This window comes from Bartonella doshiae NCTC 12862 = ATCC 700133, assembly GCF_000278155.1.
Taxonomy (GTDB): Bacteria; Pseudomonadota; Alphaproteobacteria; order Rhizobiales; family Rhizobiaceae; genus Bartonella; species Bartonella doshiae.
In genome coordinates this window covers 279,171-299,327 of sequence record NZ_JH725095.1, presented here as the reverse complement: position 1 = coordinate 299,327, position 20,157 = coordinate 279,171, and the positions used below count along the sequence as shown (strand labels likewise).

Here is a 20,157-nt window from a genome sequence, read left to right as displayed (position 1 = left end):
CCGCTATTTCCTAAGCTTCCTGTATGCCCTTATTTTTAAGGGAAAAGAATCTGGGTCCCCAATGCCCAGATTCTTTTTTTTAGGAACAATAGTTTGTATTTTCCCTTTTCTGAAAGTGTTTTATTGTAGCGAATAATATTTTTACAATAGAGGAGTAAAGGCGCAACGCAATACTAATAGGTCTTTGGTGCTGTGTGTAAGGATGGTATCGATATATTGACTGGTTTGATGACTGTAGAAATATTGGGAGATGGTATGTAATTGTATCCTATTTGAGCATAAAAAAATTAAGTGGTTTTTCTTAGACATTTTTTGTTTGAGTGATATCCATGTTATTATATTCATTGCGTTTTATAGTACATAACGATTGCTGGAAATGATAATGGAAGCTGAGGCCTGTTTATTATTTTTGTCGCTTTTTTGAGAGTGGTGCTATATCAGAAATATCAATGATATGATTGAAAATGTTCTTTTGCTTGAGGAAAGAAAAGGGTATGGGGTTATGAATATAAAAATCAATATACAAAGATTAACCCTCTTTTCTATTTTTGTAGCTTGTATCGTTTTTTCTTTGAAATATTGGGCATATCATATCACTGGTTCTGTTGCACTTTATTCTGATACATTGGAATCAATCGTAAATATACTTGCTGCATTGGTCGCATGGTGGGCTGTTAAAATCAGTATGAAGCCAGCAGATCATGATCACCCTTTTGGACATCATAAGGTGGAGTATTTTTCCGCTATTCTTGAAGGGATATTGATAATTATTGCGGCAATTGTCATTTTAAGAGAAGCATGGGCGGCTCTTTCGACCGTTAAATTATTGCCAAAACCTGGAATATGGCTTGTTATTCATCTTATCGCAAGTGTTATAAATTTTATGTGGGGTTGGCTTCTTATGCGGCAGGGAAAGATCTATCGTTCACCGGCTCTTAAGGCTGATGGAGTGCATTTCATCACAGATGTTTTTACTTCACTTGCGATTTTAATTGGTCTGATAGCTGGTTTTATGGGGGGATGGGGTATTTTGGATCCAATTTTAGCAATAATAGTTGCTATCAATATTCTTTTGCAAGGTTGGAAGGTAATTAACAGTGCTGTTCAGGGATTAATGGATGTCGGTGTTGAATTGAATGAAACTATGCGGATTCGTGAACTTATTTCTGCAAATGCACATGGTGCAATTGAAGTACACGACTTGCTTACACGTGTTGCTGGTAGAGTTACTTTTATAGAGTTTCATTTAGTTGTACCTGCTATAATGTCGGTAGGAGAAGCACATCAGATTTGTGATAAAATTGAAGATGTTCTTCAAAAAGAATTTAATAATGTGCGTGTTTCTATTCATGTTGAGCCTGAAGATGAGGCGAAGTTGCCACCAGGTACAACTATGATTCCTTTTATATAAAAAGATTTTTTTCAACTATTTTAAGTACCGAAAAGCATTGTATTTCAAGATAGTGATATCACGCCTATTCACGCATATCAAAAATACAATGGTTGTTTATTATTGATTTTGCTTTTCTTTTGCATTTTGGGGACGACTGTTTTTATAAAATATTTAAAGATTGATTGTTTCAGTGCATGCAATTTCATTTTTTTGATTAATGATATTATAACGTTGTAATTGACAATGCCATTGATGATGTGCACGCTCAATAGCGAATAAGTTAAAGCCTGCAGGTGGTTTTTTATCACCAAAGGCTTGTGATGCCGAAGCAACTCCAACAATGGGAGTTTTCCCCCGTTTTCCTTCAACGGTATTCAATGTGGGTAAATGGGTATGCCCATGTAGAACAAGTTCACAACCATGGCGTTTGATCACGTTTAGAAAACGCTCTATATTCCATAATTTTTTATGCCAAGAGGTTGCATGATGAAAAGGAGGATGATGTATTATGACAACGCGAAAAAGATTGTGCGATGCAGCTTCACTTAAAAGTTCTGACAAGATTTGTGATTGCATTTTGTCAAAATAGCCAGACGCTTGAAAAGGCGGTGTCGCAATAGCAGAAGAAGCACCTATAATGGCTATATTATCACGAATACGTATATAAGGAAAGGAAAGGGCATTTTTTTTAGGGAGGTCACCTTCGATCCAAGGTTTGAAGAGAATGCATGCCTTTTGAAAGGCTCCACGCACATAAGCATCATGATTGCCAAAGGTTAAAGAAATATTTTGAGGCTGTCCTTGGTTGAGCAACCAGCAACGTGCTTGTTCAAATTCTTGATCGAGAGCAAGATTGACAAGATCACCAGAGATTACGAGATGGTCAGGGTTTGTCTTTTTCAAACTATTCATTAAAGTTTCTAAGACATTTGTTGCCAATTGCTTCTTCCGTTTTCTTTGCCAATTAAGATAGCCAGTAAGGCGCTTCCCACAAAGTTCAAATAAGGAAGGTTGGGGCAGAGGTGAAAGATGCACATCTGATATATGAGCAAGATAAAACATAGATGTTAGCATAGCGTTGAAAACAATTTAGGCAATAAAAAAGAATATAAGACAAGCCTGTGTATTTTGAGACAAGAGAAGATTATGAAATGAAAAAACAGTCTTAGAAGATATAAAAAAGCTTTTTGGAGCTTCATGCTTCATTGTTTTTAAATGATAAAAAGAAGATACAATACTACATGTTCTTGTTTTTCTATATGCTATATGCGTTACATTTTTAAATTATAGCAATAAATTCTCAAAATTTTTTAACGGCTTTCACGATACCACATGCTGCTAAAAAGTAAAAGACAAGAGAGGAGGGCAAAGAAACCAGAAAAGATAGGAAAAGAGAAGGTACGGATTAAACGACTTTCCGTTGCTTCCTTCAAAACAATTGAATGTGGAAGGGGAGATATGTGTTCTGCTTGTGATCTAAGCAGTTTAATAGGAGGAATACTAATGCTTTCTTTTCCTTCTTTGTGTAATCGCGTGATATTTCCTCCTGTATGTTTACTGATAGAGGCTAATTTTTCTTTTGTTGAAATTAAGTCAGATAATTCTGGATTGTCAAACACACCTATTGAAGAAAGTATTGTTAGATCGCCATTTTGGATGGTAAATATCCCTATTTCATCAGTTTTAACAGCTGCTGTGAAGACACCTTCTTGTTCTTTTGTGAGAGGAATATTTTCTTTTTTTCCAGAAGGAAAAGTTATTTCAGCTGATTCTGGATGATCTTTAAGTGTTTGGCGACGAATCGTTAAATGATGATGGTTGCTGGTAGCATACAATCTCTCTTCTTCAAGTTCTGGTTCTTTCATAAGCCAATGGGCAACTCGACGATAAAGAGCAGCATATGGACCTCCGCCATCGAAACCTCGTGCCCAAAGCCAACTTTCATCGGAAAGTAACATGCCTACACGTCCTTTACCAACATGAGAAAGAAGTAAAAGTGGTTGTTCATCAGCTCCTTTCATAAGGGTTATGCCTTTGTTTTCATTTTGGATAGCAATTTGCCGTAACCATTGCCCCCACTGAGAAGCTGGATAAGCAGTTGTTGCAAGACCTCTTGTGACAGGATGACGTTTACCTTCTTTCGTTAGTGCAGGACGAAAAGGTTTTTGAATGATAACACCACTGGGAAGTGCGGGTAGAATGCTGATTAAAGGTGTGTTCGCAAGCGAAGATTTTTGGGTAAATTCAGGACCTGTTACCATTAGTAAGGCACCACCTTTTTGTACATATTGGGCGATATAATCATAATAAATTAAGGGGAGTGCAGCAGAGTGTTGGTAGCCATCAAGAATGATGAGATCAAAGCTATCAATTTCTTCAACAAAGAGCTTTGTTGTAGGAAATACGACAAGAGATAATTGGCTTAATGGTGTATTGTCTGCTTTGTGGGGAGGGCGCAAAATAGTAAAATGAACAAGATCAATATTGGAGTCACCTTTTAAAAGATCACGCCATGTACGTTCCCCATTGTAAGGTGCTCCTGAAATAAGAAGGACGCGTAAATTTTCTCTGATTCCTTCAATGGTTGTTATTGCTCGGTTATTTTCAAAGCTTAATTCACCTTTATACATATCGGTTGCAACTTGGATGATATTTTTTTCAGTATGAGTAAGTGTGATTTCCGTTTGAAAAATGATACCGGGTGTAACAGAATAATGTCCAACTTCTTGGCCATCAACACTTACAGTAATATTTGCTTGCGTTGGTAGAGACTCTTGGAACTGGCCTTTATCTTCCACCAAAATGGAAAGCATTTGTGGTTTATTGATAAGGGCAAAACGAGGAGGAGAAATAAATTTGATTTGGCGATCAAATTCACTTGATCGCCCTGTTATCAGAGCATTGATTGGCGCTTTATGGTGGAGATTTGAGAGTGGTGGAATGTCATGCACTTGTCCATCGGTGATCAAAATTGTTCCTGCATAACGAGATTGTGGTATATCAGATATGGCTTGTGTTAAAGCATGAAACAAATTCGTTGAAGGTGCATATTGTGTATCATCAAGTTTTCCAGCATCAATAAAACGTGGTTCAAATTGTGGATAGCGCGCTAACATATTGCTTAATTGTAGACGTGCTTTATCAGTGTCATTTGTTCGTGTTTCAAATGTTTGGCTTTTGCTGCGGTCAATTACAATGCCTACAATGCTTTTGAGTGGTTCACGCTGTTCTTTTATGATCATTGGATTTAGCAAAGCAAGGATCAAAGTACAGAAAGCCAGCAGACGCAATAAAGATCCTTTCCGCTGTGTAATGAAGCTGATTACGATAAAGAAAAGAGATATTCCACTTAAGAGGAAAATCCAAAAGAATGGCAAAAAAGGCTGGAAAGTGATGAATGGTATCATTGCCTTCTTTCTTTTTTAAAGCGTTCTAAAAGTGCAGGAACATGAACTTGGTCAGCTTTATAGTTTCCTGTGAGTACATAGATAACGATATTCAATCCTGCACGAAATGCCCATAGGCGTTGCATCGGATCATTGGGGACAAGCGGGTATTTCCATGTTCCTTTTTCATCTAAAGCCCAAGCACCAGCAAAGTTATTTGCGGTGATAAGGAGTGAACTAACATTATCACCGGAGGCAAGAGAATTTTTGCTTTTTTTATTTATGGATGATGATTCAACCCATAAAGGTGAACCACGATAGAGGCCGGGAAAGTCTGGCATAATATAAAAAGAACGTGAAATAACATGATCAGTTGATGCTGGCTCAATAGTAGAAATATTTAATTCTTTTAAGATGGTGCGTAATTTTTGTGTAGCTGGAGTAGCTGCTCCTTCAAGACTGAAGTTGGTATTTATCTGATCGCGTGTATCAAATAAAATTGTGCCTCCATATTTCATAAAGCTATTTATTTTTTCTAGACTTTTTTGTGTTGGGATCGGACTATTTGCATCAATTGGCCAATAAATGAGAGGATAAAAGGCGAGCTCATCTTTATCGAGATCAAGTGCTATTACCGAACTTGGCGTAAGCATTGTCCGCTCTGCGATAAATTGACTCAAGGCTTCTAGACCACTTTTACTCGTTGTGTCGATTTCATGATTATGGGTTATGACGTAAGCAAGATGCGTAGCGCCCGCGGCTTGTGCTATGATTTCGTCATCATTTTTTGTGTCTTGTGCGTGAACAGTTGGAACATATAAAAATAATGCGGTAAAACCTATTGTAAGAGGAAGAATAAGAAGCATGTTATTTTTCCGATTGAGAAAAAAAGTCCCTCCCATCCATAACATGAGAAAATTGTCAAAAGCGAATAATAAAATAGCTAATCCTAAAAGTGGGCCAATAAGATGTTTTTCTTTTGTATTATAAGATTGAGGCTTTGCTCTTAAAGATGGAGGCAATGGGGATTGCTTTATAAAACGTGATGAATTGTTTAAGAGATTGAGTGCATAAAAATTGTTTTTTACACCATAAAGTCCAGGTGGGGTATGATAAGAAGGAAGAATTGGGTTATGCCCATCAATGACGAGTGGAACAACATAAGGGGGAGGTATTTGTAGCTGTCCATTTGCAGTCATTGTTCGCCAAGGATTTTGCATCGTTGGGCTTTTTTTAATATGTATCTTATCTTCATAGGAACTCAATGTGATGAGTTTTTGCAGAATTTGTGTAAAAAATCCCGAAAGAGGGAGGTTTGACCATGTAGGATCAGGTGCAATATGAATAAAAATAAGTGTGCCTTTGCCATGACCAGCTGCTGTAATAAGGGGGGTTCCATCAGCAAGACTAAGCCATGTTTTTTCAAAAAGATCAAAGCTTGGTTCTGCAAGAATTTGGCGTGAAACAGTGACTTCTTCTGGAAAAGGAAGATCAAGGAAGATACTATTTTTTGCAAAAGGTGCAAGTTTTTGTGGTTTCGTCCAAGACATAATATTTCCAAGTAGGCGTTTTCCAGGACGCAGTGGCACTGGCAATAGACTATCTGGATGTTCTGCTGTACTTAGATTTTCTCCCGCAAAGCGGATGAGTGTTCCTCCTTTAGCAACAAATTCAGAAAGCTTTTTTTCTGCTTCTTGTGACATGTTTACAATGTCACCCATAATAAAAACAGATGGATTTTGTTTGAGCAAATAATCAATATCAGTTGAAAGTTCTCTTCCACCGGCTGTTATAAGCTGTGTGTGGCCTTGTAATGCTTTGATGATGTAATAGAACGGTGAAAGCAAAGGCTGTACTATTTCATTGATATCAGGTGAAAGAAGAGCAACACGGTTCACACGATTATGGCTATCCATTAAGAAAGTAGCAGCAGCATGGGCGTGGTTATCAATTTTTATCCATGCAATATCGTTGCGTAATTCAAGTGGTAAGTTAAAAGGAACAAGAACTGTTTTTTCTCCCTTAAGGAAGTTTTTTGAAAAATGGCCAAGAAGTTGGCTGTTTGAATCATAAAGGCTAAGTGTGATTGGAGTTTCATTATATGTGGTTGCACGGGTAACATATGCTATCATGTTTCCACTGTTATTTTCTATGGCAGTTATGCCAGTGAGATCGGAAATATCAGCTAAATACCATAAGAATGTTTCGGGTTTTAATTGTTCAATGAGAGCAAAAGTTTGCTCATCTTCATTTGTTTGTAATCCATCACTTAAGTAGGCAATATCAAGAGGCTCTCCTTTGTTTATTTCCATTAGTTTTTTCAGAGCGCGCATGCGGTTAACAGGCCACGGGCGTGGCTGTAAATGCGTTAAGTGTGTTTTTATGACTTCTGCGGGTAGGGGGACTACATTGGAGGGATCATTCTCAGCTGTTGCAAGAAGATAAATATTTTTTTTCTGTTTGGCGGCTTGTGTGAGGAGGTTTTCTGCGACCGTGATACGTTTTTTCCATTCTTCTGCAGAGGACCATCCATTATCAATTATGAGTGCGAGTGGTTGAGATTTAGAAAATACAATTGGTTTTTGATTCCATGTGGGACGCGCTAAAGCAATAATAATTAGTGCTGCTATAGTTAATCGTAATAACAACAACCACCAAGGCATATGGTTTGTTGTTTCTTGCTGAGTAGTTGTTTTGGGCAGAAAGAGCAAAGGAGGAAAGAGCTCTTGACGTGGAGAGAGGGGGGTACTCCGCAACAACCACCAAATAACTGGTAAGGATAAAAGTCCTAATAAAAGCAGGGGAGCAGAAAAACTCAAGGTGACCTCCTGGTATAAGATGAAGATTCACCCATTTTTTTTGCAAGCTGCAAAATGATTTCTGTTAAAGGTTGATCAGTTGTGCTTACGTGATAGCTCCATCCTTGGCGTGCACAAAAATTTATCAATTTTTGTCGTCTTGCTTGATACAGTTTGCAATAATGTTCACGAAGATCTTCTGCTTTTCCGAAAACGCGTTTTTCTTTCGTTTCAGGATCAAAAAATTCTGTACGACCTTTGTAGGGAAAAATTTCTTCTGCGGGATCAGCAACTTCAATTAAATGAGCAGTGACCTGCTTTGTAGATAAAACAGTTAAATGTTGGATGGTCTTTTCAGGATGGTCAAGAAAATCACTCATTATAACGGCATGTGAAAATCGCGTAATTGTTGAAAAATCTGGAAATAGATTTTCATTTTGATGATTTCCCAACGCCAGAGCCATGCGTTCTATGGCATTGGATGTCATCGTGGGGGGTATTAAATTGGGGATAGCAATACGTTCACCGCTACGTGTAAGAAGTATTGCTAATGCTAAGGAAAGAGTGATCGCATAATTGCCTTTAGAATTTTTGGAAAAGCGTGAACAATAATGCATCGATTTACTCTGATCAGGCCAAAGCCAAACTGTCTGTGTCATTTCCCATTCGTGTTCACGTAAATAGGTGTGTTCATCCCGTGCTGAACGTCGCCAGTCAATACGTGTAATAGATTCTCCTTCAACATACGGGCGAAATTGCCAGAAATTTTCTCCATTCCCGTGTTTGCGCCGTTTATGCCATCCGGTTAACAGCGTATTGGCTATACGGTGCGCTTGTAAAAGAAGATACGGCATATTGGCAACATCTCTGTGTAGCTTGGTGGCGAGTGATAGTGGAGGTTTGTTTGAAACTTTTTTGCCAATGGCCATTAGAGGGAGTCTTTCACAAGATTATTGATAACATCTTTGATGGTTATGCCTTCAGCATGTGCAGAAAAATTGAGTGCCATGCGGTGCTGTAATACAGGGTGAGCCAATGCTTCAATATCATCGAGTGAGGGTGCTAAACGTCCATAATAAAGAGCGCGGGCACGAGCGCAAAGTGAAAGTGCTTGTGAGGCTCGAGGACCAGGTCCCCAAGCGACATAAGAATTTGCAAGGTTATTGTTTTTATGGGGACGGGCCGAGCGGACGATCTTCAAAATGGCTTCAATAACATTTTCTGAGATTGGCATTTTTCGAACGATTTTTTGAACTTTTTGTAGCTTTTGGGTTGATAAAATTGGTTTTGCCTTTTTGCTTTTTTCTTTCGTTGTTTCTAAAATGATACGTCGTTCTGCATTTAGATCAGGGTAATCAATATCGATTTGCATTAAAAAGCGATCCAGTTGTGCTTCGGGAAGGGGATAGGTTCCTTCTTGTTCGAGAGGATTTTGTGTGGCAAGCACATGAAAAGGTTGTGGCAGATCATAACGCGTTCCAGCAACAGTAACGTGATATTCTTGCATAGCTTGTAAAAGAGCTGATTGTGTACGGGGAGAAGCGCGATTAATCTCATCGGCCATGAGAATCTGGGTAAAAATAGGGCCTTTAATGTAGCGAAAAGAGCGCTTGCCATTCTTGTCAGAATCCATAATTTCAGAACCAATAATATCTGATGGCATTAAGTCAGGCGTGAATTGGATGCGTTTTTCATCAAGTCCCAACACTGTTCCTATTGTTTCAACAAGACGTGTCTTTGCAAGTCCTGGAACGCCAACAAGAAGAGCATGCCCGCCAGCTAAAATGGTTATGAGAGCATATTCGATCACATGATTTTGGCCAAAAATAACTTTATCAATTTCTTGTTGCAGAATATACAATTCTTTGTGTGCTGCATCAATATCACCAATAATCATTTCGGCTTCATGATTGATATTAGCCTTTTTCGTAGAATTGGATAATGTATCGTTCTGACTCATATTTTTTCCTTAAGGCGCTTGTCGCAAAATCGATAATTTCTTTGTATGATAATGGATATTTTATAATTTGTAGCAGAAAATAAGGAGAAAAGAAGAGTCATACGCTGTTTTTTTATATTCATGTATGAAGAGAAAGGCTTTTTGGGGGGAATTAACAGGGTATGTTGTCTAAGGATTGTCTTGGGAATATATGAATTCTCCATTCAGAGAAGAAGGACATTTTTGAAGGGTTAAAGGGTGAAGATAAGGCAAAATTTCAAGCAGGTTGAGTGGTTGCAGCATAGTGATATCCAAACGCTTCTTCGCGTTTTATCTCTGGATGGTGAAGAGGCGCGTATTGTGGGAGGAGCGGTGCGCAATCAGTTATTGGAGCAGCCTATTAGTGATATTGATATTGCGACAACCTGTTTGCCGCAACAGGTGATAGCACGTGCAGAACAGATGGGGTTTAAAGCCATTCCTACTGGTATTGTTTTTGGTACGGTGACGGTGGTTACTGAATCATGTTCTTATGAGGTTACAACTCTTCGCTCTGATATTGAAACGGATGGTCGTTATGCAAAAGTCGATTTCGGTCGTGATTGGCAAAAAGATGCTGAACGGCGAGATTTTACAATTAATGCCCTTTATTGTGATGCAGATGGCCACCTTTATGACGCTGTAGGAGGATTAAACGATATTGCCAGTCGGACAGTTCGCTTTATCGGCATTGCAGAAAAGCGTATTCGCGAGGATTATTTGCGTATTTTACGGTTTTTTCGCTTTTTTGCTTGGTATGGAGCGGGGCGGCCTGATGCGCAAGGTCTAAAAGCATGCGTTTTTTTAAAACAAGGTCTGAAAAAGCTTTCATCAGAGCGTATTTGGGATGAGATGAAAAAACTTCTTGCTGCTCCAGATCCAACACGTGCTCTTTTATGGATGCGCCAAAGCGGAATTTTAACACTGATTTTCCCTGAAACAGAAAAATGGGGGATTGATGCGGTCCACTTTCTTGTGAAAGCAGAACAGACTTTTGGTTGGAAGGTTGATCCTTTGTTGCGGCTAGAAAGCCTTCTTCCTCCTGATCCTGTTCGTCTTCATGAGATGGCACAGCGTTTGCGTTTCTCTAACAATGAGGCAATGCGGTTAAAAAAATGGGCAGAATTGAAGATAATTCGCAAAAACTGTTCAGAGGTTTTTGTGCAAAAATTGATTTATTTTCATGGTAGGCAGCCGGTTTTAGATCAATTATCTTTATCTGTAGCAGCTGCATATTTTAATACTCTTGAGGGTGGTGGCACTTCGCAAAAAGCAGAAGATTATATCAGGCTTTATCACTTTGCTCAAAAATGGAAGATTCCAACTTTTCCTATTAGTGGTAAGGATTTACTGGAAAAAGGTTTGGCTAAAGGTGTACTTTTAGGACAAAAACTCAAAGAGTTAGAAATGATATGGGTTGAAAGCGGATTTATCATAGATCGTAATGCATTATTAGAAAATATTAATTTATAATATTAATTTTTTCTCTTTATAGGGCTTCATAATTATTTTTTCAGCTGCTTATTTTATAGAAATTTGCATGTTATAGCCAAAATCATTTGATGAAGTACGATATGGTTCAGCTGAATTGAGTTTTCTAGAGTATAATTTTCTCCTAATAATTTGCAAAGCTACTCTATTGCTTATTTAGGAAGTGTCATTGAGGAGTATACGATTTTAATGCTCTTAATAGATTAGAATGCAAAAAATGCGCTGACTTTATTTTGACAATTGTTTATTATGAGCAATGTATTGGTATTTTTATTAATAAATGTAAGGCATTAATAAAATTTTTTATCAAGTTTTTCATCTTTCATAATAACCAATTTGGCGAAGAGCTTCTCCGGTTGTTATAGCTACGCTTATTGCTAGATTTAAAGATCGTGCGTGTGGTTGCATGGGAATTGTTAATGAATAATCACTGGCTTTATGGACGTAATCAGGAACTCCTGCCGATTCACGGCCAAAAAGCAGGATATCGTTTTTCTGGTAGTTTATTTCTGTATAGCATGTTGCTGCTTTTGTGCTTAAAAGTAAAAGACGACGGTTAAAATGCTTTACAGAATTTATAAAATGTTGCCAATCAATGTGTTTTTCTAGCGAGGCATATTCAAGATAATCCATACCCGCACGTTTAAGGTTACGATCTGATAGATTAAAACCTGCGGGTTCAATAATATGTACATGTAAACCAAAGCATGCACTAAGGCGTAAAATTGTCCCTGTGTTCCCAGCGATGTCAGGTTGAAAAAGAGCAATGTGAAGTGTCATACGCCTCAACTCTCATTTAGCTTTTTGTAACATGATTTGATCCTAATCGTTTGTAAAGGAGCTCTGTGGCAGATTCCAGAAATATCTTACAAAGGAGTATAGGAATTTTTATATTTTGTTGCTATTGACCTTGGATTTCAGGAAAAAAGCTGCGTTCTTAAGTTTATTATGAGGTGAGCAGAGTGACATTAGTGAAAGATGCCTATGATTAAAGATGACAATTTTTTTCAGAAGGAGAAAGGACTATTTTTGCAAAGTGCTGTTACATGCGCAAGATTTTTATTAGCAATAAGGATAGTGGCTAGGAGAGGACAATTATGAAAAAAGCATTTATCGCTTTTTAATATCAATTTTTTAAATTTCTATGAAGTATTAAAGCAGATTGGATAAGAAATTTCAGCTTTATTTGTAGAGAATAGTTTTGTGTAAATTATGTTTGATGTTCAAGATTTATGTGCTGAGTGAAAAAGAAAGATATTGAAGCATGAGAAGGTTGTTGATGTTATATGGGTGTCAGCTCATTCACAATAATCCATGTAATAATATAATGATATTCTCTTATAAGTCTTGAATATGTTGAAGGTATAGCTAAAAACAGAGTAGATAATTTTGAATATTAAAAAGTCAAAGAGTCAAAATATGAAAAAGTGTTAAAAATACAAGAAAAATATAAGACAATGGGAGAGTAAACTCGATTTTCTTGAGTAAAGGTTTAAGAATCTTTATTGATCAACAAGCAATATGGTAACTTCAATGGTAAGAGAACATATTATATATGTGTCAGGGAGTTTTCTTAGGATCTTCATTGTGATTTAGAAAATTGAAGGATCAGGCATTGTACAGTAAAAGAGAATATGGTAGAGAAATATTTTAAGGAATAGGCTCTTTAGTTGAGATAATGAGTGAACAAACGAGGCGGGATTTTCTGTTTTTACTAACAGGTCTTACGGGGGCGGTTGGTATCGGTGCTGTTGCGTGGCCTCTTATTCGTCAGATATGCCCTGATGAAAGTGTTTTGGCATCTTCTTCTGTTGAAGTTGATATTTCTGGTATTGAAGAAGGTATGTCTGTAACAGTTCAGTGGCGTGGACAGCCTGTTGTTATACGTAACCGCACTGCGAAAGAAATTGCTGAAGCGCGTACTGTTGAATTAAGTCTTTTGAAAGATCCTCAAGCACGAAATCCTAATCTTGAAGGTGAAAAAGAAGCGACAGATTTTGCACGTTCTGCTGGTGAAGGGCGTGAGAATTGGCTTATTCTTATTAACCTTTGTACACATCTTGGTTGTGTAACGCTTGGTCAATCAGGGAGGTTTGGGGGGTGGTTGTGTCCGTGTCATGGATCTGTTTATGATACGGCTGGAAGAGTACGTTCAGGACCAGCGAACTATAATTTAGCAATTCCACCTTATCAGTTTCTTTCTGATACTTTATTGAAAATCGGATGAAGTTATGAGAAAATTTCCTCCTTATTCTCCCAAAAGTGTTATTGCTCGTTGGTTGGATAAGCGTTTGCCTCTTCCTCGCTTATTTTACAATGCATTTGTGATTTTTCCTGTTCCACGTAATCTTAATTATTTTTATACATTTGGTGGTATTTTGACCATTATGCTTGTGTCACAGCTTTTGACTGGTATTGTCTTGGCACTGCATTATGTTCCAGATGTTCATTTGGCTTTCGAAACCGCTGAACGTTTTAGCCGTGAGGGGCAGTTTGGCTGGCTTTTTCGTCCATGGCATTGTGTAGGTTCTTCATTTTTTTTTATCGCTCTCTATATCCATTTGGCGCGCGGGCTTTATTATGGTTCTTATAAAAATATGCGAGAAATGGTTTGGATCACAGGCATTTTTATTTACATAGTTATGATGGCAACAGCATTTTTTGGTTCTGTATTGGTTTGGGGGATGATGTCTTCTTCTGCTGCTTCAGTAGTTGCTGGTCTTGTAAAAGCAATTCCTTTGGTGGGGATGTGGTTGCATGATGCACTTCTTGGTGGTTATGGCGTGGGACAACCAACACTTAATCGTTTTTACGTTTTCCATTACTTTTTATCATTTCTTTTAATTTTTCTCGTGATCCTTCACATTTGGGCTCTCCATCAAGTTGGGCAGAGTAATCCCACTGGCCTTGAGGTACAATCCGAAGAGGAAACTGTTCCTTTTTCACCCTATGCACTTATAAAAGATATTTTTGCTATTACTATTTTTCTACTCTTTTTTTCTTGGTTTTTGTTTTATATGCCAGATTATATGGGGCACACTGAAAACTATAGCGTTGCTGATCCTTTAAAAGCGCCTCTTCATGTTGTCCCAGCGTGGTATTTTTTGCCTTTTTATGCTATGCTTCATGCCATAACTTTTAATATCGGTGTTTTTTCATCAACTTTTGTGGGCATTATAATATTGGCAGGTTCGTTTTTTGTTTTGTTCTTTGTTCCATGGTTAGATCGTTCTACAATATGCTCTGCAAGATACCGGCCTGTTTATAAAGTTTTCTTTTGGGCGTTGATTATTGATATCATTATTCTTGGTTGGCTTGGTTCTAGAGAAATTAATCAGGATACTCTTTTATGGATGCAATTGGCTACGGCTTATTATTTTATATTCTTTTTAATTATTTTGCCGATCCTTCCCATTTTTGAAAAGAGTTGTTCTCTTCCTAGTTCGATTACTGAAGATATGCGACAGAAAAAACACAGATTATGGTAAATGCTTTTATTCAATTGATTATTATAGCTGTGATGAGCTTTTCTTTTCAGGGTATCGCTTGTTTTGCTTCCAATCAGAAAGAAGAGCTCGTTTCTTTTCCCTTGCGCGTTCCTAAAAAACAGGAGTGGAGTTTTTCAGGTCCATTTGGTGTGTATGATAAGGCACAATTACAACGTGGGTTGAAAGTTTATAAACAAGTTTGTTCTCGTTGCCATGGGTTAAAATATGTGGCTTTTCGCAATTTGAAGGCGCTTGGATATGATCAAGAACAAATTAAAACCTTTGCTAAGCAGTATGAAATACGTGACGGTCCTAACAGAGAAGGGAAATTTTTTAAACGCGCTGGTATTGCAACAGACTCTTTTCCTTCTCCCTTTGCGAATGAAGAAGAAGCAAGATTCATTCATAACGGGGCTTATCCTCCAGATTTGTCACTAATGGCGCGTGCACGTGCCGTTTCTTTGCCATTTCCTGCTTTGATTTCTGATATATTGACTCATTACAATACTGCTGGACCAGATTATATTACAGCTCTTTTAATGGGATACCAGAAGGCACCAGAGAATACAAAAATTGCTGATGGTTTTTGGTATAATCCGTATTTTATTGCCAATAATGCTTTAGCTATGGCTCCTCCCTTGGATGATGGTCTTATTTCCTATGAGGATGGAACTCCAGAAACGGTTGAACATTATGCGCGTGATGTTTCTGCTTTTTTGATGTGGACTGCTGATCCTCATATGGAGATTCGTAAGAAAACAGGTTTTCGTGTAATCTTGTTTTTAATTTTTTTGGGGGGGCTTGTTTATATTGTAAAAGATCGGATTTGGCGTGGTTTAGAAGAAAGATTTGAGGAAAAAGTCAAAGATTGAAGAGAAAGAAGCGATAGGCATAAATCTTAAAAGGAATGTAGGGAACAAATCCGGTTATGATGCATTGAGGCTTTGTAAAGTAAAAACGGAGATGTTAGAATGAGAAAAATTGCATTTACTACTCTTATATCAGTTTTGATGGCTTCTAGTACTTATGCTCAGTCTCTTGCAGTACCTTTTGAATCTGAAAAAATTTCTTCAACAGGTGTTGTACAGGTTGGGAAAGATATGTTTGCGCGTTATGTTACGCCTTTAGCAACGGATTTTGTTGCTTCAAGCCTTATTGGTGCAAGTGTATACAATATAGAAAATGAAAATATTGGTGAAGTAAGAGATATTATTCTGCGTGAGAATAACATGGCAGGGATTGTTATTGCTGTTGGAGGTTTCCTTGGTATAGGCGAGAGTTATGTGGTCGTTTCTCCAGAAACAACCCAGATGATAAATGATTATGGTAAATGGAAAATTATTATCAACGCGACAAAGGATTCTTTAAAGGAAGCTCCTACATTTAAATATGAAGGACGTTGGGCACGCTAATTTTCCCTTCTATCGAAACAGTGCTATCTATAAGTTGATAGCACTGTTTGTGATTCAAAATGTTTTTTGAAAATTTTGAACAAATTTACAATAAAATATGCTTTGGTTTTTTAAAGAAATATAAGAGGGTTAAGTGGAATGTATCTTAAGTGTTGTGCTTAAACAGTATGATATCGCCATCTTGTACAATATATTCTTTACCTTCATCACGTGCTTTTCCTGCTTCTTTTGCACCGTTTTCTCCACCTAGAGCAATATAATCCTCGTAGCTGATGGTTTGAGCACGAATAAAGCCACGCTCAAAATCTGAGTGAATTACGCCAGCTGCTTGGGGAGCTTTAGTACCACGCGTAATGGTCCATGCACGCGTTTCTTTAGGTCCACATGTGAAATAAGTAATGAGGTCAAGCAAATGATAACCAGAGCGAATGAGGCGATTCAGACTCGGTTCCCAGAGTTCTAGAGCACTAAGATATTCTGTAGCTTCTGCGTCACTTAATTGGGAAATTTCAGCTTCGATAGAAGCAGAAATAACAATACTTTGCGCATGTTGCTCTATTGCCATTTTTTCAACCATTTGGGTGAAGCTATTTCCATGAGCAGCGTCATTTTCACTGACATTACAAACGTAAAGTACTGGTTTGGAAGTTAAAAGATTCAAACCTTCAAGAACGTGGCGTTCGTCTGAGGAGATATCTTTGAGTAATAACCGAACAGGATTTCCTTTTTGTAATAAGTTTAGAGCTGCTTCCATCATAGGAAGAATTGTCACAGCTTCCTTATCTTTCCCAGTTGCACGTTTGCGGATTTGTACAATTCGCCGCTCAAGACTTTCAAGATCTGCGAGCATTAGTTCTGTTTCAACTGTTGTAGCATCAGAAACAGGATCAATTCGTCCTTCTACATGGGTGATATCTTCATCTTTAAAACAACGTAAAACATGGATAATAGCGTCAACTTCACGAATATTGGCTAAAAATTTGTTTCCTAAACCTTCACCTTTTGATGCGCCTCGCACAAGTCCGGCAATATCAACAAAACTAATGCGTGTGGGGATGATTTCTTTTGAACCGGCTATAGATGCAATTTTTTTCATTCGAAAATCTGGAACAGCAACTTCACCGGTATTGGGTTCGATTGTGCAAAAAGGATAATTAGCAGCTTGTGCTGTAGCTGTTTTTGTTAATGCATTAAAAAGGGTTGATTTCCCAACATTAGGGAGTCCAACAATACCGCAGTTAAAACCCATAGGTGCCCTTCTTCTCTGTTGATTTATAGTCAAGATAACGTTTCTTGCACATTTCTATAGCATATTTTAAAAAGAGTTATAGTCTTCTGTTGTTGTCAAGAAGAAAAAAACTATGCCAAAAAGAGTTATATTTTCATCAGAGTTACTCTTGTTATTATTAAAAGATTTCCAAATTAACGTTAATACTGTACTAAGTTTTTTATAGTATGCAAAATTTCATAGGAATTAATTGGAGAAAATATAAGAGTGTTGTCTTGTCGTGTTTTTTTATGTGCAATCCTTCTCGCTTTGGTTGGATGCGCTACTCATCAGTCAAATATGTCGCTTGTTGCCTCTCAACAGGTTCGGGACATCCCAGAAGAAATACAGTCCTTGTATGGACCTGTAACGAATGAACCCTATTTATTACCTGCTGTTGATCTCGCAGAAATTGATCCAAAATTTTGGCGTCAGCAAGTGATTTATCATACACCTTATCCTCCTGGGACATTAGTTATAGATACTCAGGAATGTTTCCTTTATCTTATTGGTGAAAATGGGCAAGCTTTGCGTTATGGCATTGGTGTTGGCAAAGAGGGATTGGCATTTGATGGTGAGGGGGTTATACAGCGCAAGCGTCGGTGGCCATATTGGGTACCTACAGCGGCAATGATGGCCCGAGAACCAGAACGTTATGGTCATTTAGGGAAGGGCATGCCACCAGGACCTGATAATCCATTAGGCGCACGGGCCCTTTATCTTTTTAAGGATGGGCAGGATACACTCTTCCGCATTCATGGTTCACATGAATCTTGGTCAATTGGTCATGCTATGTCAAGTGGATGTATTCGTTTGCTCAATCAAGATATCATTGACCTGTATGATCGTGTCCCTGCTGGTTCGCGTGTGGTGGTACTGGAGAATAATAGAAAAGAAGACCATATTTTAAGTCAACAAAGAGGTATGTATGATCCATTACAGTCAACCATCAACCCAAGTGATTTCTTTTAATTCTAAAGATATACAGGTTTGACTAGGCTTTTTGGTTTTTGGGTAAGGTATGATTTGTTGTGTAGCGCTTTTATTTCTTAAGAGGAGCGCTATGCACATGTAGGGAAAGATATGATAAATAAAATCAATAAATCATATCATTTCCTTTAATGAGATCATGCTTTTCCAAAGATATAATGTGCTCTAAAAAATAGTATGCTATTTATTTTACTTATGTACAGGTTTGCGTTAGAGAAATAGGTGTTTTTATCCTATTTACGCTTATCAAGTCATGAGCTACTATCATAACTCTCTTTACCAGCTCTTCAATAGTGTAAATGCCTTGTTTTTAGATGGTTTCTCTATAAAGGATATTTTAATTCATTCTTAAATGATTTCTTTCTACATGTAGATTTTTCTTGTGTCTTGTAAGCAAGCTTTGATACTGAATGTAAGAATTTGAAATAGAAAAATCTTATTGTATTTGGTATTTTTGTTCGGAAAAAAATGAAAATTCACCTTTTGTAAATTAATATCTTATAAAAAAACGCAAATTGTAGCAGTTAGGCTTGATTTATTTTATAGACTTAAGAAATGAACAGTTATCACAGATTTTAATTTTTCATTTCTTGTGAGATTTTATTCATAAAGAGACTGTTGTTTCCTTTTATAAGGAAAGGAATGTTTTTTGCGACTGCATCTAAGATGGAGGACAACCACTCTTGGTCGGATTTTGTAAAATTTCCTAAAACATACTGATGGACAAGTTCTTTAGAACCAGGATGTCCAATTCCTAAACGTATACGGTTGTAGTCAGTGCCGCAGTAGGTATCTATAGATTTTATACCGTTATGTCCGTTACTTCCTCCGCCAGTTTTTACGCGCACTTTTCCGGGTGGTAAGTCTAACTCATCGTAAATTACAATACAGTTTTTTAAGTCTAATTTATAAAATCGCAAGGCTTCACAAATAGCTTGACCAGAAAGATTCATAAAAGTTTGAGGTTTTATAAGAAAGATTTTTTCACCATTTATCAGTCCATTGGAGATTTCAGCATGAAATTTTTTTAACCATGGAGAAAAAGAGAAGCGCTGGTAAATGGCATCAATAGCCATGAAACCGATATTATGTCGGTTATTTTGGTATTGTAAACCAGGATTACCAAGACCAGCAATGAGCCACATGTGCGCTTTCAGTGAAGTATGGGGAGTTAGTAAATGTTCTTCTATATAAAGGAAAGGCGGGAACAATTCCCGCCTATGGAAATTTATTCGTTGTTTTCGTTATTCTCTTGTTCTGAGTTTTCACTGTCTGCACTCATGCCAGCAGGGGCTGCAATGGTTGCAATAGTAAAATCTCGATCTTGAATCACTGGTGTAACACCTTGTGGCAATTGCACTGCTGAAATATGAATAGAATCACCAATAGAGCAGTTGGAGAGATCAATCTCAATTGCCTCAGGAATAGCATTTGCTAGAGCGGTACATTCAATTTCATGACGAACAATATTTAAAACACCCCCTTGTTTAATTCCAGGAGCTATCTCTTCATTGAGAAAGTGTACGGGAATGTTTACATCTACAATGGATTTCGCTGAAATACGCAAAAAGTCCACATGCATGGGAAAGTCACGGACAGGATCCAGTTGGTAATCTTTTGGTAGAACAGAAATTTTCTGTTTTCCAACCGCAATAGTTGCAACAGTGGTACGAAAACCACCGGCATGAATTTTGTAGAAAACTTCTTTGTAAGGAATTGCTATTGCCAAAGGGGGTTGTTTGTCACCATAAATGACAGCTGGAATAAGACCGTTGCGGCGAAGTTCACGGGAGGACCCCTTACCAACCCGCTCGCGTATTTCGGCCTTAAGAGTATAGCTTTTGCTCATAATTTAAGTCCTTTTATATGATTGGAGATCCATCAAAAACTAACAACAGTTTCTGTATGGATATGAAGATATGCGCTGTAAAATAGCGATTGCTCCATTCTGCGT

16 protein-coding genes are annotated in these 20,157 nt (G+C 37.6%); 7 read left to right on the top strand and 9 right to left on the bottom strand.

Annotated elements, in window-relative coordinates; all coding sequences use genetic code 11:
• Positions 1-502: 502 nt before the first annotated feature.
• Positions 503-1,411 carry a cation diffusion facilitator family transporter gene (locus MCS_RS04220; RefSeq protein ID WP_024864182.1) on the top strand — a complete coding sequence of 303 codons (909 nt, stop codon included), beginning with the start codon at positions 503-505 and terminating at the stop codon, positions 1,409-1,411.
• Positions 1,412-1,564: 153 nt separating this feature from the next.
• Here MCS_RS04220 and MCS_RS04215 read toward each other — a convergent pair whose 3' ends face one another.
• The 5 genes from MCS_RS04215 to MCS_RS04195 form a co-directional block, all read right to left on the bottom strand.
• Positions 1,565-2,467, bottom strand: coding sequence for a metallophosphoesterase family protein (locus tag MCS_RS04215; RefSeq protein ID WP_004855982.1), 903 nt, complete (start codon positions 2,465-2,467; stop codon positions 1,565-1,567).
• A gap of 236 nt (positions 2,468-2,703) precedes the next feature.
• Positions 2,704-4,800, bottom strand: a complete 2,097-nt coding sequence (locus tag MCS_RS04210; RefSeq protein WP_004855980.1) for a glutamine amidotransferase — start codon at positions 4,798-4,800, stop codon at positions 2,704-2,706.
• A complete protein-coding gene (locus MCS_RS04205) occupies positions 4,797-7,598 on the bottom strand; it encodes a DUF4159 domain-containing protein (protein ID WP_004855978.1) in 2,802 nt (933 codons plus the stop codon). The genes MCS_RS04210 and MCS_RS04205 overlap by 4 nt, the downstream gene beginning before the upstream one ends.
• Positions 7,595-8,506 (bottom strand): DUF58 domain-containing protein, encoded by a 912-nt coding sequence (locus tag MCS_RS04200; RefSeq protein WP_004855976.1) that lies wholly within the window; start codon positions 8,504-8,506, stop codon positions 7,595-7,597. Before MCS_RS04200 ends, MCS_RS04205 begins: the two co-directional genes overlap by 4 nt.
• A complete protein-coding gene (locus MCS_RS04195; protein WP_004855975.1) occupies positions 8,506-9,537 on the bottom strand; it encodes an AAA family ATPase in 1,032 nt (343 codons plus the stop codon). The genes MCS_RS04200 and MCS_RS04195 overlap by 1 nt, the downstream gene beginning before the upstream one ends.
• A 237-nt stretch (positions 9,538-9,774) precedes the next feature.
• On the opposite strand from MCS_RS04195, the gene MCS_RS04190 reads away from it, so the two are divergent.
• Positions 9,775-11,028, top strand: coding sequence for a CCA tRNA nucleotidyltransferase (locus MCS_RS04190; protein ID WP_004855973.1), 1,254 nt, complete (start codon positions 9,775-9,777; stop codon positions 11,026-11,028).
• A gap of 333 nt (positions 11,029-11,361) precedes the next feature.
• Here the strand turns inward: MCS_RS04190 and MCS_RS04185 are convergent, their stop codons facing one another.
• Complete coding sequence (locus MCS_RS04185; protein ID WP_004855971.1) at positions 11,362-11,826, bottom strand: tRNA (cytidine(34)-2'-O)-methyltransferase; 465 nt, start codon at positions 11,824-11,826, stop codon at positions 11,362-11,364.
• Between the two features lie 898 nt (positions 11,827-12,724).
• Between MCS_RS04185 and petA the strand changes: the two genes are divergently transcribed.
• The 4 genes from petA (at position 12,725) to MCS_RS04165 (ending at position 15,946) form a co-directional block, all read left to right on the top strand.
• A complete protein-coding gene (gene petA, locus MCS_RS04180; protein ID WP_004855969.1) occupies positions 12,725-13,273 on the top strand; it encodes a ubiquinol-cytochrome c reductase iron-sulfur subunit in 549 nt (182 codons plus the stop codon).
• A 4-nt stretch (positions 13,274-13,277) separates the two neighbouring features.
• Positions 13,278-14,534 carry a cytochrome b gene (locus tag MCS_RS04175; protein ID WP_004855967.1) on the top strand — a complete coding sequence of 419 codons (1,257 nt, stop codon included), beginning with the start codon at positions 13,278-13,280 and terminating at the stop codon, positions 14,532-14,534.
• Positions 14,528-15,406 (top strand): cytochrome c1, encoded by an 879-nt coding sequence (locus tag MCS_RS04170; RefSeq protein ID WP_004855965.1) that lies wholly within the window; start codon positions 14,528-14,530, stop codon positions 15,404-15,406. Before MCS_RS04175 ends, MCS_RS04170 begins: the two co-directional genes overlap by 7 nt.
• 99 nt (positions 15,407-15,505) lie before the next feature.
• On the top strand, positions 15,506-15,946 hold the full coding sequence (locus MCS_RS04165) for a PRC-barrel domain-containing protein (protein WP_004855963.1): 441 nt from the start codon (positions 15,506-15,508) through the stop codon (positions 15,944-15,946).
• A gap of 145 nt (positions 15,947-16,091) precedes the next feature.
• On the opposite strand, the gene ychF is transcribed toward MCS_RS04165, so the two are convergent.
• Entirely contained in the window at positions 16,092-17,195 is a 1,104-nt protein-coding gene (gene ychF / locus MCS_RS04160; RefSeq protein WP_004855961.1) for a redox-regulated ATPase YchF, read from the bottom strand.
• A 246-nt stretch (positions 17,196-17,441) separates the two neighbouring features.
• Here ychF and MCS_RS04155 point away from each other — a divergent pair, with 246 nt between their 5' ends.
• Positions 17,442-18,185: a L,D-transpeptidase gene (locus MCS_RS04155; protein ID WP_004855959.1), complete on the top strand. Its 744-nt coding sequence runs from the start codon at positions 17,442-17,444 to the stop codon at positions 18,183-18,185.
• Positions 18,186-18,778: 593 nt separating this feature from the next.
• Here MCS_RS04155 and pth read toward each other — a convergent pair.
• Positions 18,779-19,348: an aminoacyl-tRNA hydrolase gene (gene pth, locus MCS_RS04150; RefSeq protein WP_024864184.1), complete on the bottom strand. Its 570-nt coding sequence runs from the start codon at positions 19,346-19,348 to the stop codon at positions 18,779-18,781.
• Positions 19,349-19,431: 83 nt separating this feature from the next.
• Positions 19,432-20,052, bottom strand: coding sequence for a 50S ribosomal protein L25/general stress protein Ctc (locus tag MCS_RS04145; protein ID WP_004855955.1), 621 nt, complete (start codon positions 20,050-20,052; stop codon positions 19,432-19,434).
• Positions 20,053-20,157 lie beyond the last annotated feature (105 nt).